General features: G+C 62.7%; 14 protein-coding genes. 10 read left to right on the forward strand and 4 right to left on the reverse strand.

Annotated elements, in window-relative coordinates:
- Positions 1-53: 53 nt before the first annotated feature.
- Entirely contained in the window at positions 54-914 is an 861-nt protein-coding gene (locus J7I79_RS24145; protein WP_214950956.1) for an ABC transporter permease, read from the reverse strand.
- Positions 911-1,723: an ABC transporter ATP-binding protein gene (locus J7I79_RS04845; RefSeq protein WP_214950958.1), complete on the reverse strand. Its 813-nt coding sequence runs from the start codon at positions 1,721-1,723 to the stop codon at positions 911-913. Before J7I79_RS04845 ends, J7I79_RS24145 begins: the two co-directional genes overlap by 4 nt.
- A 242-nt stretch (positions 1,724-1,965) precedes the next feature.
- Here J7I79_RS04845 and J7I79_RS24725 point away from each other — a divergent pair, with 242 nt between their 5' ends.
- From J7I79_RS24725 to J7I79_RS04895, 10 genes are all read left to right on the forward strand, one after another.
- On the forward strand, positions 1,966-2,574 hold the full coding sequence (locus tag J7I79_RS24725; RefSeq protein WP_214950960.1) for a PaaI family thioesterase: 609 nt from the start codon (positions 1,966-1,968) through the stop codon (positions 2,572-2,574).
- A 104-nt stretch (positions 2,575-2,678) separates the two neighbouring features.
- Complete coding sequence (locus tag J7I79_RS04855; RefSeq protein ID WP_214950962.1) at positions 2,679-3,920, forward strand: NAD(P)/FAD-dependent oxidoreductase; 1,242 nt, start codon at positions 2,679-2,681, stop codon at positions 3,918-3,920.
- 22 nt (positions 3,921-3,942) lie between these two features.
- On the forward strand, positions 3,943-4,269 hold the full coding sequence (locus tag J7I79_RS04860) for a 2Fe-2S iron-sulfur cluster-binding protein (protein ID WP_214843963.1): 327 nt from the start codon (positions 3,943-3,945) through the stop codon (positions 4,267-4,269).
- A 137-nt stretch (positions 4,270-4,406) separates the two neighbouring features.
- Positions 4,407-4,952 (forward strand): MarR family winged helix-turn-helix transcriptional regulator, encoded by a 546-nt coding sequence (locus J7I79_RS04865; protein WP_214950964.1) that lies wholly within the window; start codon positions 4,407-4,409, stop codon positions 4,950-4,952.
- A gap of 79 nt (positions 4,953-5,031) precedes the next feature.
- Positions 5,032-5,850 (forward strand): SDR family NAD(P)-dependent oxidoreductase, encoded by an 819-nt coding sequence (locus J7I79_RS04870; RefSeq protein WP_214950966.1) that lies wholly within the window; start codon positions 5,032-5,034, stop codon positions 5,848-5,850.
- Positions 5,843-7,024, forward strand: a complete 1,182-nt coding sequence (locus tag J7I79_RS04875; RefSeq protein ID WP_214950968.1) for a CaiB/BaiF CoA-transferase family protein — start codon at positions 5,843-5,845, stop codon at positions 7,022-7,024. The genes J7I79_RS04870 and J7I79_RS04875 overlap by 8 nt, the downstream gene beginning before the upstream one ends.
- Positions 7,021-8,181, forward strand: a complete 1,161-nt coding sequence (locus J7I79_RS04880; RefSeq protein WP_214950970.1) for a CoA transferase — start codon at positions 7,021-7,023, stop codon at positions 8,179-8,181. The genes J7I79_RS04875 and J7I79_RS04880 overlap by 4 nt, the downstream gene beginning before the upstream one ends.
- A complete protein-coding gene (locus J7I79_RS04885) occupies positions 8,178-9,050 on the forward strand; it encodes an enoyl-CoA hydratase/isomerase family protein (RefSeq protein WP_214950972.1) in 873 nt (290 codons plus the stop codon). The genes J7I79_RS04880 and J7I79_RS04885 overlap by 4 nt, the downstream gene beginning before the upstream one ends.
- Before the next feature lie 2 nt (positions 9,051-9,052).
- Positions 9,053-9,877, forward strand: coding sequence for an SDR family oxidoreductase (locus J7I79_RS04890; RefSeq protein WP_214950975.1), 825 nt, complete (start codon positions 9,053-9,055; stop codon positions 9,875-9,877).
- A gap of 30 nt (positions 9,878-9,907) precedes the next feature.
- The gene (locus tag J7I79_RS04895; protein ID WP_214950977.1) at positions 9,908-11,380 is read left to right on the forward strand and encodes an NAD-dependent succinate-semialdehyde dehydrogenase; all 1,473 of its coding nucleotides are present in this window, start codon (positions 9,908-9,910) and stop codon (positions 11,378-11,380) included.
- Positions 11,381-11,517: 137 nt separating this feature from the next.
- On the opposite strand, the gene J7I79_RS04900 is transcribed toward J7I79_RS04895, so the two are convergent.
- Both J7I79_RS04900 and J7I79_RS24730 read right to left on the reverse strand, forming a co-directional pair.
- Positions 11,518-12,813 carry a cytochrome P450 gene (locus J7I79_RS04900; RefSeq protein WP_214950979.1) on the reverse strand — a complete coding sequence of 432 codons (1,296 nt, stop codon included), beginning with the start codon at positions 12,811-12,813 and terminating at the stop codon, positions 11,518-11,520.
- A gap of 103 nt (positions 12,814-12,916) precedes the next feature.
- Complete coding sequence (locus J7I79_RS24730; protein ID WP_214950981.1) at positions 12,917-13,684, reverse strand: IclR family transcriptional regulator; 768 nt, start codon at positions 13,682-13,684, stop codon at positions 12,917-12,919.
- Positions 13,685-13,691: the final 7 nt, after the last annotated feature.

The following is a 13,691-nucleotide window of genomic DNA, read 5'->3' on the forward strand; positions in this document are numbered from 1 at the left end:
CTTTCGGCGGCTTCATTGCCGCGGAAGGTGGGATGAGCGGGATTGGGGCAGTGCTAGGAGTTCTTGCGGTTCCACGGTGTGAGCAGCCGTTCGACTTCCGTGAGCAGAAGGGTCATGGCGACGCCCAGGACGGAGATCAGGATGAGGGCGACGTACATCGTCTCGACTCGGAACGTGGACCATGAGTTCCAGATCATGAAGCCGAGGCCGCTTGTTCCGCCGAGCATTTCCGCGACGACGATGAGCATGAGCGCCATGCCGACGCCCAGCTTCATGCCGGCGATGATCAGGGGCGTGGCGGCGGGGACGGCGATGGTCCTGAAAACCTGCAGCCGGCTCGCCTTGAAGTTTTTGCCCACGTCGTGGTGGATCTGGTTGATGCCCATCACGCCTGCCGCGGTGTTGACCACGACCGGGAAGAAGACCCCGATGGCGACGACGGCGATCTTGCTGGATTCGCCCAGGCCGAAGATGATCAGCAGCAGCGGGAAGATGGCGGTCTTGGGAATCGGATAGGTTGCGGCAATGAGGGGTTCTGCGATTGTGCGGACCCAGCGGCTGAGTCCCATGATGATGCCGATAACAACGGCCGGGACGGCGCCGATAATGAAGCCGATTGAGAGCCTGCCCATGCTGATCATGGTGGTGTCGAGCAGTTGACCGGAACCGATCAGGCGACCGAATTCCTGCGCGATGGTGGTTGGGGCGGGGAAGAACTGGACATTCAGCAGCCCTGCCCTCGTTGCGATCTCCCACAGGACCAGCAGACCCAACGGGGCGAGGACGGCAGCGAAGCGCTCGGCGCCAATGCGCTTGACGAGGCTGCGCCGCCGGACGGGCTGCAGCGGGGGAGCAGGCGTGGTCTTGGCTGTGGCGGAACGTGCAGGGTCCGCAAGCGGCGTCTTGAGGCTCACAGGGCCGCTCCCACAACTTCGTCCTTCAGCGATGCCCAGATGTCGTAGACAATCTCGCCGTATTCAGGCTGCCGGCGCAGTTCGAGGACGCTGCGGGGCCTTTCGAAGGGAACTTCAATGACCTTCTTTACGCGGCCCGGACGGGCCGTCATGATCATGACCTCGTCACCGAGGATGACGGCCTCATCCACGCTGTGCGTAATGAAGACGACCGTTTTCCTGCTTTCTTCCCAGGTGCGGAGCAGTTCTTCCTGCAGGATGGTTTTGTTCTGTTCGTCCAGTGCTGAAAACGGCTCGTCCATGTAGAACACGTCCGGATCGTTAGCGAAGGCCCGCGCGATGGAAACACGCTGGCGCATGCCGCCGGAAAGCTGGTGCGGATAGGCCTTGGCAAACTTGGTCAGGCCGGTTTTGTTCAAGTAGTGCCCCACCTGTTCCCGGATTGTTGCCTTCGCTGCATTGCGCATCTTGAGCCCGTAGGCGGCATTTTCCCAGACGTTCATCCATGGGAAAAGTGAGTCCCCCTGGAACACCATGGAGTTTGTCACCGGCTTGTCCGATCCGGTGCTGACGTTGATTGTTCCGGACGTTGGCGTTTCGAGTCCGGCGAGCATGCGGAGAATCGTTGTCTTTCCGCAGCCGCTGGGCCCGACGATCGTGAAGAACGATCCTTCCGGAACATGCAGGCTGACGTTGTCGACAGCGGTGACCAGCCCACCGTCTGTGTTGAAAGTCTTGGTCAGGTTCGTGACTGTGATTCCAGTTGCTTGGGCTGTGTCGGACAACGGTGTCGTCGCAGGTCGCTGCATTGGATCCCCTCCCTGGGGTGGCGTTTGCGTGGGTGGCCCCGAAGGTCAGCACCGGCTACGACGGGCATTTCGCTGAGGCCTGCTCGATAGCGTGGCAGCCTTCTCCCATAAGGTCAATAGTTTTTGTGGTCTTACCTTTAAATATGCCGTCCAAAGGGTGGTATTCACTGATCTAACGATATACATTGGTCAAACCATTTGTATCTAGAAGGGTGTTGAGTAGAATGCTGCAAACCGAGACGGTGACTAGTCCCGAAACGGCTCAGGAGAGCTCCCTGGCCGAATACGCGGCGGAGTCCTGCCGCCGACTGGCGGCCGGGCTCTTGGGGAACACCGGGGAGGAGCTCCGGACGTTCCTGGCGTCGGAGGTCCGGAGGCTTCAGGACGTACTTGCAAACCCGTCCCTGCTCGAAGGCGCGGAACCTCAAACCCCGCCCCGCTTTGACCGCAAAGGCAGAGTGCAGATCACCACCAACCCGGTGGTCAGCCACCGCAATCCACTCGCGCCCCCGCTCATGCACCATCATGACGGCAACGAGAGCGAGTTCCGCGTCACCCTGCCACTGCAGTACCAGGGGCCCCGGAACCACCTGCATGGCGGCTACTGCGCCGTTCTCCTCGATGACGTGCTGTGGCACTCAGTGCGTTACGCGGCACCGGGGATCAGTTTTACCCGCGAGCTCACCATCACCTACGAGCGGCCCGTGCCGCTGTTCGAGGAGCTGAGGATTGTGGGGCGGGTCAGCGGGATAGAAGGCCGCAAGACGTTCGCCGAAGGTGAAATCATCGCCGGCGACGTTGTGTGCGCCCGCGCAACCGGTCTCTGGATTTCGCCGAAACCCAGCGAATAGACCGCCAAACTTTCACTGAGTGAAAGTCGCGGATGTGGCCCACATCATAACTGCAAGCATGGCAACAAGACCGAAATCAAGGGCAGTCACAAGGAAGTGAAGAGATGTCTGAAGAAGCGATCGTCATCATCGGAGCCGGCCACGCGGGAGTACAGGCGGCAGTCCGATTGGCCGAACTTGAATGGGCCGGACGCATTATCGTCGTTGAGGAGCAGGACGGTCCCACGTACGAACGGCCGCCGCTTTCAAAGGAATTCCTCAAGCCCGGAGCCTCCGACGAGATCGCAGCGCTCCGCAAGGAATCGTACTTTGAAGACAAGCGGATTGAACGGATCACCGGGGCAACCGTCACCGGGATCGATGCGGGTGCCAGGTCGGTCACGCTCTCCGATGGCACGAGCCTCGGCTACTTCCGACTGATCATCGCCACGGGCTCACAGGCCAGAGCCCTCACAGTCCCCGGCTCCGAGCTTCCCGGCATTCATCTCCTCAAGACCCGTGACGACGCCCAGGCCCTCCGTCGGGCAATGCGCTTCGGAGCCCATGTGGTGATCATCGGCGCCGGTTACATCGGACTGGAGGTAGCAGCCGCGGCAGCCAAGCTCGGGTGCACCACAACAGTCCTCGAGTTCCAGGACCGCGTCATGAGCCGGGTCACCTCAGCCCCGGTTTCGCGGCACTTTGAACAACTGCACCAGGAACAGGGCACCCGCTTCGTGTTCGGCGCCGCAGTGACGGAAGTCCGCGGCAATGGCAAGGTCCAGGAGGTCGTGACTGCAGACGGGTCCGCGTACGCCGCTGACGTAGTCGTGGCCGGCATCGGCGTGCTGCCCCGCCAGGCGCTCGCGGAGGCGGCGGGCATCGGTGTGAAGGACGGCATCCTCGTCGACGCCGACAGCCGGACTTCAGACCCCAACGTTTACGCCATCGGGGACGTCACCCGACTGATCATTGAGGATCAGGGGATCAACCGGCGGCTGGAGAGCATCCAGAGTGCACTCGCCCAGGCGGTTAATGCGGCCAACAGCATCATGGGCCTCACGAACACCAAACATGAGGTTCCGTGGTTCTGGACCGTCCAGCACGGTGTGCGTCTCCAGACTGCCGGGCTGCGGCTTCCGGAAGACGACATCATTGTCCGCGGCAACCCCAAGGACGGGCGCTTTTCGGTCCTCTACCTCCGGGACGGACGCCTCGCCGCAATCGATACCATCGCGGCGCTCTCCGACTTCACCGTAGGAAAGAAGCTGGTGGCCTCCGGGGCGGAAATCGACCCTGAGATTGCCGCCGACCCGGCAAACAAGCTGACAACCGCTGTACGCGAACTCGTCGACGAGACCCGCTGAGAACAGGAAAGGATCAACAGCCATGAGCAAGACCCTGATCAATGTCATCGACCGCGAGGGTGCAACCCGGGAAGTGGAATGGGAACCGGAACAGTCGCTGATGGAGACCCTCCGCGACAACGACTTCCCCGTCCTGGCATCGTGCGGCGGGACGGTCTCCTGCGCCACCTGCCACGTCTTCCTGGAAAAGCCCGTGCTCGAATCCCTTGCTGACCGCAGCGAGGACGAACTGGAACTGCTCGAGGATGCGGAGCACTACAACCCGGAGGCCTCGCGCCTGTCCTGCCAGGTCCAGCAGTGCGACAGCCTCGGTGGCATCAACGTCATCATCGCCCCGGAAGAGGACTAGTAAGGCGGCGGTGCCGCGGAAACGGCACCGCCCACCCCGGCAGGCAAGACTGGGCAGCCCGTGCCCCAAATCTGGTTCGGGGCACGAACCAAGGCAAGAACAAACACAACGAAGTCAGGCAAGAAGGGGTCAGCGGCATGAGGCAGAATCCGGCAGGAACTATCGGGGAGGTATCCGGGGAGGCAGGAAGCACGGCCGACCTGGCCAGCTTCCTGCGCGTTCCCCTGACAATCCTCGGTGACGTGGTGCGCCGCGCAGGAAAAGGCCGGGCACTGCCGACATCACAGGCTCAGGTACTTAGCCAGCTCTCCGCCGAGGAATCCCTCAGCGTCTCCGAACTGGCCCGGGCCCAGGAGCTGGCCGTGTCCTCCATGACCGAAGTCCTCCAGCGGCTCCAGGCCCGTGGACTCATCACGAAGACCGGCACCGAGCAGGACCGGCGGCAGGTGCGGGTTGCCATTACCGCCGACGGCCGGCACCGGCTCAACGAAACAGCAGCAGCCCGGGACGAAATGCTGGGAATGCGCCTGGCCAGTCTCCCGGAGGACGAGCTGAAGCGGCTCGAAGCGGCCGTGCCCGCACTGTGGCGGCTTGCCCGACTTGATGCGGAGATCTGGCCCCGGATCCCCGCCCGGCCGCACCGCCCGCGTTCCAGAGAAACCCGGCCGCACATCGGCCGCTAAGACCCAACCATCGCAGAAGTGCTCGGGATAGCCAGGGCACCTTAACCAACACACGTGTACAGACAGAGGAGAACAGAACATGGGCGTTCTAGACGGAAGAGTTGCTTTGATAACGGGGGCAAGCCGTGGCATTGGCGCCGCCATCGCGGAGGAATTCGCGAAACAGGGCGCCTCAGTGATCCTGACGGCGCGCTCCAGCAATGAGGAGCCGGGCAAGCTTCCAGGCACACTTGAGGAAACTGCTGCCACCGTTGAGGCTGCGGGCGGGCAGGCATTGAGCATCGTCGCGGACCTGACCAGCGACGAGGACCGTCAACGGATCGTACGTGAAGGCATTGAGCATTTCGGCCGGATCGACATCCTGGTCAACAATGCCGCCGTCACCTTCTTCCAGCCTGCAGCCGAACTGAAACTCAGCCGGTCACAGCTCATGTTCGACATCCAGGTCCAGGCCCCACTGCACCTGAGCCAGTTGGTCTTTCCCGGCATGCGCGAACGCGGCGAGGGCTGGATTCTGAACATCACGTCCGGAGAATCACGTCATCCGGGCATCCCGCCAACCCGTTTCAGCGCCAAGGGCACCACCACCATCTACGGCGTGATCAAAGCGGCCCTGGAGCGGCTCACCTCGGGTTTCGCAGCCGAAGGTTTCAAAGACGGTGTCACGGTCAACGCACTGCGGCCCACGGGACTCGTGGCCACGCCCGGACCGGTGTTCCACGGGGTCCTGAAGGCAGATGACCCCAACGCCGAGAGCCCGGACGTGATGGCGCGCGCCGCCGTCGTCCTCTGTTCTGCCAAACCGGACCAACTGAGCGGGAAGGTGCTCGAATCCGAAGAGGTCCTCGCCGAATGGGCGCCGCAGGCGCTCAACGCTGAGGCTGACGCCAATGTCTAGCGAGCCGGCCAGGCCGGCGCTGGCGGAAATTGAGTGGCTCCGCGGTGTCAAGGTTGTGGAGGTTACCACCGCCGTTTCCGCTCCGCTGATCGGACGCGTGCTCGCCGAGCTTGGTGCCGAAGTAGTCAAGGTTGAGTCACGTGCGAAGCCGGACGTGAACCGGGCCAGGCTGCCGCGGCCTACCGATCCCGAGGGCTTTCCCGCGCATGAGTCGTTCCAGTTGCTGCACGAGTCCAGCGCCAGCAAGAAGAGTGTGACCCTGAACCTCAAAACTGACGAGGGCCAGGCGCTTTTCCTGAAGCTTCTGGGCGATGCGGACGTCTTCATCGAGAACTTCGTCCCGGGCTGGCTGGACCGTCTTGGCCTGACTGTGGAAAGCCTCCGGGAGAAGTTCCCGCGCCTGGTTATCCTGTCCGCCAGCGGTTACGGCCAGACCGGGCCCCTGCGCACCCAGCGCTCCTACGCCCCGGTCATGTCCGCCCTGGCCGGAGTTGAGGGCCTGATCGGATACGACGATGGGCAGGTCATGGGATGTTCTGCGCTTGCGCTGGCCGATCTCAACTGCAGCTTTACGGGTGTCTTCCTCGTTGCCGCAGCGCTCAAGGGCCGGGAACAGACGGGCCATGGTACTCATGTGGACCTGTCGCAGATTGAGGCGGCTTCAACTCTGGCCGGCGAAGCGTTCGTAGAGGCGGAGCTTAACGGCGCTGCGCCGCTCCCGCGGGGGAACGCAGATCCCGACGGCACGCCCTGGACTCTGATTCCCACCGAGCGTCCGGACGAGTGGATTGCCGCGGTGGACGCGCAGTCCGGCACGCTGGCCGAGGGCGAGCTGCTCGAGCTCAAGAATTTGCCTGCAGGACGGCGGCCTGCCAGGGAAACTCTCCTTGAGCGGCTCCGGGTCCGCGGAATCGAAGCCACCCCCGTCCTGACTCCCACGGGCGTGGCCAAGGACCGGGGCTTCGCGGCACGGGGCTTCACCCAGACGGTACAACACCCGCACGCGATGATCGGCGACGTCAAAGTGACCAGCGTCCCATGGCACCTGGACGGGCAGCTGCCCCGTGTCCTTGGCGCCGCGCCGCTGCTTGGCGGCGATAACCCGACCATCCTTTCCAGATTCGTGGACGCCGCGAGCCTGGCCGATTTCGAAGCAAAGGGAGTGCTGCGATGACCAACACCATGTTGCAGGGCACGTTGACCATTGAACTCGGGACCACCCGGGCTGCGGCCTTCGCCGGCAAGCTCATCGCCGATGCCGGCGGGGATGTGGTGACCCTCGAGGACAGCCGGCGCCGGGCCCGCCTGACTAATGCCGCGCAGATATTCCTGGATGCCCACAAGGACGTTGTTGCCTTGGAAACGGCCCAGGACAACGTGGTGATTGAGGAGCTCGTGCCGTTCGCGGACCTCGTAGTCACAGACCTTCCCCAGGACGAGCTGGTGCGCCGTGGCCTTGATTGGGACTCGCTCCGCAGCCTCAATCCGCGCCTGAGCTACGTCCGCCTCTCAGCAGTGGGCTGGGAAACAGGCGGTCCTGCAGGGGAACTGACCATGCAGGCACTGAGCGGGCTGATGGAGATGGTGGGGGACCCGCAGCGCGAGCCGCTGGCGCTCCCGTATGGCATTGGCTCGCTGCAGCTGGGCCTGCACGGCGCAGCAGCCGGAACAACCGCCCTCCTTTCGGCCGCACGAAGCGGGCAGGGGCGCCTTGCGGAAATTGCGGGTTCCGAAGTCCTCGCGTCCTACGTCCGAATCTACGGTGCAGTGGCCTCCTATTACGGTATTCCTCTGCAGCGGGATGGCCGGCGCGCACCAGGTTCCGGGGGCCGGTACCCATTCGGGTTCTTCGCCTGCCGCGACGGCTACGTTGCCATGATCTGCCGCAGCGACCGCGAATGGGCGAGCCTTCTGGCCATGATGGGCGACCCGTCCTGGGCCAAGGATGAGCGGTACCAGGACCTCTACGGGATTGCCATGGAGTACCCGGACGAGGTGGACGCCCTCATCGAACCGTGGCTGTTGGAACACACCCGGGATGAGCTGCTGGCCCTCGCCCAGGAGTTCGCGGTCCCGGTTGCCCCGGTCCGCTCCGTAACCGAAGTCATGGAGGACGTGCAGTTGCGCGATCACCGCGACTTCTTCGACGTCCTGCGGACAGCAGACGGTCATGACATCCGCGTTCCCGGCCGGCCCTGGGCCAGCCCGCAGCGGCAGGTGGAGCTGCAGGGTCCGCGGACCCTGCAATCCGTTCTTCCGGCCGGACCCGACGCCATTGACCCGCACGCGATCACACATTCACTCGCACTAACTATCTCGGAGGCACCATGACGACAACGGAGGATCCGGTACTCGTTGAACGCAGCGGCCCCATTGGCCGGCTGATCTTCAACCGCCCGGACAAGAGCAACGCCATGACATTCGACGATGCGCAGTTTCTGACCGCCAAACTTCACGAACTCGAAGACGACGACGACATCAAAGTCATCATCCTTAAAGGCAACGGCAAGTCCTTCTGCGCTGGGCACGACTTTGATGACGTGGTCAGGGTGTACGGACTGGACCGAAAGGGCCCTGACGGGAAGCAGTTCAAGATGAGCCAGCGGGCCAGGTTGCAGATCGACCGGCGCCTTGCAGAGGAATACATGGCCTTCCAGTACTCACACAAACCGGTCATCGCACAGGTCCAGGGAGCCGCCGTCGGTTTCGGCATGTACCTGACCGAGCTCGTTGACATGGTGGTGTGCGCCGACAACGCCCGGTTCAGCCACGCCGAACAGCGGCTCGGCTTTGCCGGAAACACCTGGCACCTGAACATGCAGATCCTCACGTACGGACCGAAGAAGGTCCGGGAACTGCTGCTGTTCGGGTCCCAGTTCGACGGCAAGGATGCCGAACGGATGGGCCTGGCCAACATCTCGGTCCCTGAGGACGAGCTGGAGGCCACGGCGGAGAAGTGGGCGGAAAGGGTGGCCCGCAACCCTAAAGACGCCCTGGTCCTGGGCAAGGCCATGCACCAGATGGCGCTGGACTCACTGGGCGCCTCACAGCAATTCATCCGCGGCGTGGTGGGACACACGCTGGGTACAGGACTGTCCTTCGAAAAGGACGAATTCAATTTCTTCCGGGAACGCCGGGATACGGGAACCAAACAGGCATACCGGAACAGGGATGCCAGCTACGAAACGGAAAAGGTATAACAATGACTGATCTGCTCAACTACACCGGAAAAATCGTCGTCGTCACGGGCGCTGCCTCAGGCATGGGTAAGGCTACCGCCGAGCTCCTGGCCGGTCAGGGCGCCACCGTCTATGCCCTGGATATTAACGAACCCAAAGAGCCGGTAGGCACTTTCGTCAAAATCAACCTTGGTGACCGGATCTCCATAGATGAAGCACTGGCCGCCCTGCCGGCCAAGGTGGACGCCGTCTTCAGCTGCGCAGGCATAGCCGGCGAGATCTACTCCGGCCGGAACTTCTCTGAGCTGGACGTGCTCACCATCAACTTCATCGGCGGACGGCACCTCATCGAAGGACTGATCCCGCGTCTTCCCCAAGGCGGAGCGGTCGCCGTCATTGCCTCCACGGGCGGCATGCGCTGGCAGCAGCGGGCCGAAAAGCTCCTGCCTTTTGTGACCACCGCGGGCTTCGAAGAAGCCCAGCAGTGGTTCAAGGAGAACCGCGACGAACTCTTTGCGGACTTCCCCGGCGTGAATGTGCCGTACATGGTTTCCAAGGAAGCGCTGATCGTGTGGATGAAGCACCGGGCATACCAGCTGTCCAGCCAGGGAATTCGTTTGAACGCCGTTTCCCCGGCATCTACAGCCACGCCAATGAGTGACGACTTTACCCTCAACGCCGCCGGCCTTAAGGGATCGCATATCTCGCTGATCGGCGCCCAAGCCACCTCGGAGGACCAGGCCAAGGCACTCGTCTTCCTCAACTCCGATCTGGCGTCCTATGTGAGCGGGCAGGACCTGCAGGTGGATTACGCGTTCACCGTCAAGGGACTCCACGGCCTGGTCTAACCAGGTTCATCAAACGGAAGGTTGAAAGACATGACTGTTTCTGCCCTGATCCTTGAAGATGCGGCGCTCGCGCTGGTGCAAAAGGATCTCTTCATAGGTGGTCAGTGGGTTCCCGCCGAGGACAATCGGACCCTGGACGTTTTCGATCCCGCCACAGGCGAGGTGCTCTGCGCTGTGGCAGACGCCTCGCCGGCGGATGGGCGGCGCGCACTCGAAGCCGCCGTGGCCGCCCAGCCCAGTTTCGCCCGCACTACACCACGTTCGCGGTCCAAAATGCTGATCCGCGCGCTGGAGCTGTTGCAGGAGCGGACCGAGCAAATCGCTGCCATTATGTCCATGGAGGCCGGTAAACCGCTGGCCGAAGCCAGGGCAGAGATCGCCAGCGCCGGCGATTTTATCCAGCACTTTGCTGAAGAAGCGGTCCGCACGGAAGGAAACTACCAGGTAAACCCGGTCAGCGGTGGGCGGATGATCGTTACCCGCCAGCCCATCGGCACCGCTATTCTCATCACCCCCTGGAACTTTCCGCTCTCGCAGGCTGCGCGCAAGCTCGCACCAGCCATCGCGGCAGGCTGCACCTCCGTGGTCAAGCCTGCGAAGGAGACTCCGTTGACGCTGCTGGCATTCGCGGAAGTCCTCAAGGATGCAGGAGTCCCGGACGGTGTGGTCAATGTGGTGACCACCAGCGATTCCAACGGCGTGATGGAACCGTTGATCCGCTCCGGACTTGCCCGGAAACTCTCCTTCACCGGGTCAACCCCGGTGGGCGTGAAGCTTCTGGAACAGGCAGCCGAGCAGGTTCTGAGCACGTCCATGGAGCTGGGCGGCAACGCACCGTTCATCGTCTTCGAGGACGCGGACCTGACCATTGCCATTGACAGCCTCGTCATGAACAAGATGTGGAATGCAGGCCAGACCTGCACGTCCGCAAACCGGATTTTTGTCCACTCCTCGATCGTCGACCGCTTCCAGGAGATGCTCGTCGAGCGGATGTCCGCTTTCGTTCAGGGACGGGGCACCGACGCCGGCGTGAACCTGGGACCGCTGATCAATGCCAGGCAGCTGGCTGCCGTAGGGGCGATGGTGAAGGACGCGGTCGACGTCGGCGCGAAGCTTGTGCTCGGCGGTTCACCGCTGCCGGGGGCCGGCTACTTCTACCCGCCAACTATCCTGCGCGACGTTCCCGAGACCGCTGCCCTGAACCGCGACGAGATATTCGGCCCGGTGGCCGCCCTGATTCCGTTCGAGTCAGAGGAAGAAGTGGTCCGCCGTGCCAACGACACGGACTACGGATTGGTCTCTTACCTGTTTACCGAAGACCTCCGGCGCGCCGTCCGGGTGGCTGAGGACCTGGAATCCGGCAACGTAGGCCTGAACCGCGGCACCGTCGCTTACGCTGCGGCGCCCTTCGGAGGAGTTAAGAAGTCCGGGTTGGGCCGCGAAGGAGCCAAGGAAGGCATCGAGGAGTTCCTGGAGACGAAGTTCATCGCCTTGCAGCTCTAATCGTTTCGTTCACTGCAATTTGCAGGAAGGGTGCCGATCCTCGCAGGAGGATCGGCACCCTTTCTGCGTGCATAATGGGCCCTAAACGCCGGAGGCCGGCAGGAGCTCCTGCCGGCCTTCGGTTTGTTGCTGTGGGCTTATCCGCCCTGTCGCGCCGTGATGGTGACGCGGAGGCTGTCCACGCCGTTGGTGAGGCTATTGCCTTTGAGGAGGGTCAGATCCTTCTCCGGATCGAAGTCCACCTTCTCCACCTGTTCGGCAAGTACTTGGAAGAGGATTGTGCTCTCCAGCCGGGCAAGCGGTGCACCGAGACAGGCATGCACACCATGTCCAAAGCCGAAGTGGCCATCGGTCTCGCGGTCGATGTCGAACTCATCGGCGTGGTCCCATTGGGCCTCATCGCGGTTTGCCGACGCCAGCAGCAGACGGACGATGGAACCCTTCGGAATGGTCACACCGGAGAATTCGAAGTCCTCCTTTGTCCGGCGGGGGGCCTTGTGCACCGGCCCCCGAAAGCGGACCAGTTCCTCGATGAACTTTGCACTATCCTCCGCGGGATTTTCCCGGAGGCGGCGCAGCAGGGCAGGGTTTGCCCGCAGTTCGCGGAACCCGCCGGCGATCAGCCGTTCGGTGGTCTCGAACCCCGCCACGAAGACGAAGGCGCACAGCTCGATGGCCTCCTGCTCCGTCAGGAGCCCCTCGTCCTTCCATGAACGGGCAATATGCCCGGCTACAGTCTCACTCTTTTCATCGTAGAGACGATGGAGGGTCTGCCGGAGGTACTCGAAGAACTCCATGGTGTACTTTTCGTCATCATCGGTGCCGGGCGCCATGCGGGACAGGCGGGCGAAGTAGACGAACATGGAGTCTGAGAGCAGGTGAACCTTATTCAGGTCCTCGACAGGAACCCCGAGAATCCCACTGATAGTGGCCATGGTAAGGGGGCGCGATACGTCCCTGACCACCTCTGCACTGCCTGCGTTCACGAGTGCGCTGACGCGTTCTTCAGCCACTTCGCGGACGCGGTCAGTAACCAGGGCGATCGCCTTCGGAATGAAGGCAGAAGCGATGACCTTTCGCAGCTTGATGTGGGCTTGCCCGTCCAGCAGGGTGGGGAATGCGAACGGCGGAACGTCGTTGACCTGGCTTAGGAAGATCTTGGGAGTGCGCATGCCCTTACGGACATCCTGATACCGCGCGATGAAATAAACGTCCTCATCAGGATGATGGACCCGGAGTACAGGGTGGTGCTCGCGCATCCACTTGAAGTGGGCGTAGGGCTCTCCCTGCGTGCCCGTCTCATCGATAACAGTCCACGGCGCCAGGCCTTCGGGCCAGGCGATTTCATGGGAGTACGGGAGCTCGGTGCCCGGAATAGATGATGCTCCCGGGACCTCGGCAGCAGGGTTTGCTAGTTCGGCGTTGGCGGACATCCTTGTCCTTTCAGTGATAGCGGTTTGGTAGTTCCACCGTGCCATGTGTGACTCCCAACACCAGGCAAACTTTCACTGAGTGAAAACGGCCGGAGTAAGCGCCTCAGTTCCGCCGCGGGGGTTGGGCGCCCAGGGCCATTGAGATGCCAAAGGAAGCGGCTTGCATGGCAGGGATAGCCTCGGCCGCGCGCTCGGTCCCGAGGGCATAGACAACGCTGAGGGCGGCCACCACCCGGTTGCCGGTGCCAAAGACGGGAACCGCCATCCCGGTCCATCCTGGTGTGCCGATGCCGGGCGCAATGCAGGCTCTTTTCTGCCGGATATCGGCCAGCATCTTGCGAATCGTTTGCGGGTCTGTGACGGTGTCCGGCGTGTATCGGGCGAGCGGCTTGGAAAGAAACTGCTCCTGGAATGCAGCCGGCGCAAAAGCAAGAAGAACCAGCCCGGAGGAGGCGGCGTGAATCGGGTGCCGCTGGGCTACCAGTGCACGGTTGAGGTCCAAGCCTTCCGGTGTGAGCCGCTCCAGGTAGAGGATGGTGCGGCCCTCGAGCACCGAGAGGGTTGTCAGCCTGCCCAGGCTCTCGAAGAGATCCTCCATATAGGGAAGGGCGGTATCCCGAAGCGAGAGGGCGTCACTGCCGCGCGTGGAGAGCTCCCAAAGGCGCAGGCCGATACGTATTTGCTTGGACTCATCGCGCTCCAGTAGCCCGTGCCGAACAAGTTCCGACACGAGGCGGTACGTGGTGGGCACCGGGAGCCCTGCCCGGTCAGCCAGCACGGTCAACGGCAGGGAGCGCTGCTGGCGGTCGAAGGAGGCCAAAATGCGCGCTACCTTCGTGATAACTGATTCGCCGGGGGATGGAGCGGTCACGCCTGTG

The organism is Arthrobacter sp. ISL-69 (assembly GCF_018613775.1).
Taxonomy (GTDB): domain Bacteria; phylum Actinomycetota; class Actinomycetes; order Actinomycetales; family Micrococcaceae; genus Arthrobacter.

Excerpts from the sequence above, each read along its gene's own strand:
- J7I79_RS04890 (WP_214950975.1), top strand. The coding sequence starts at position 9,053 with ATGACTGATCTGCTCAACTACACCGGAAAAATCGTCGTCGTCACGGGC.
- J7I79_RS04860 (WP_214843963.1), top strand. The coding sequence starts at position 3,943 with ATGAGCAAGACCCTGATCAATGTCATCGACCGCGAGGGTGCAACCCGG.
- J7I79_RS04855 (WP_214950962.1), top strand. The coding sequence starts at position 2,679 with ATGTCTGAAGAAGCGATCGTCATCATCGGAGCCGGCCACGCGGGAGTA.
- J7I79_RS04870 (WP_214950966.1), top strand. The coding sequence starts at position 5,032 with ATGGGCGTTCTAGACGGAAGAGTTGCTTTGATAACGGGGGCAAGCCGT.
- J7I79_RS04875 (WP_214950968.1), top strand. The coding sequence starts at position 5,843 with ATGTCTAGCGAGCCGGCCAGGCCGGCGCTGGCGGAAATTGAGTGGCTC.
- J7I79_RS04885 (WP_214950972.1), top strand. The coding sequence starts at position 8,178 with ATGACGACAACGGAGGATCCGGTACTCGTTGAACGCAGCGGCCCCATT.
- J7I79_RS04845 (WP_214950958.1), bottom strand. The coding sequence starts at position 1,723 with ATGCAGCGACCTGCGACGACACCGTTGTCCGACACAGCCCAAGCAACT.
- J7I79_RS04900 (WP_214950979.1), bottom strand. The coding sequence starts at position 12,813 with ATGTCCGCCAACGCCGAACTAGCAAACCCTGCTGCCGAGGTCCCGGGA.
- J7I79_RS04895 (WP_214950977.1), top strand. The coding sequence starts at position 9,908 with ATGACTGTTTCTGCCCTGATCCTTGAAGATGCGGCGCTCGCGCTGGTG.
- J7I79_RS04865 (WP_214950964.1), top strand. The coding sequence starts at position 4,407 with ATGAGGCAGAATCCGGCAGGAACTATCGGGGAGGTATCCGGGGAGGCA.
- J7I79_RS04880 (WP_214950970.1), top strand. The coding sequence starts at position 7,021 with ATGACCAACACCATGTTGCAGGGCACGTTGACCATTGAACTCGGGACC.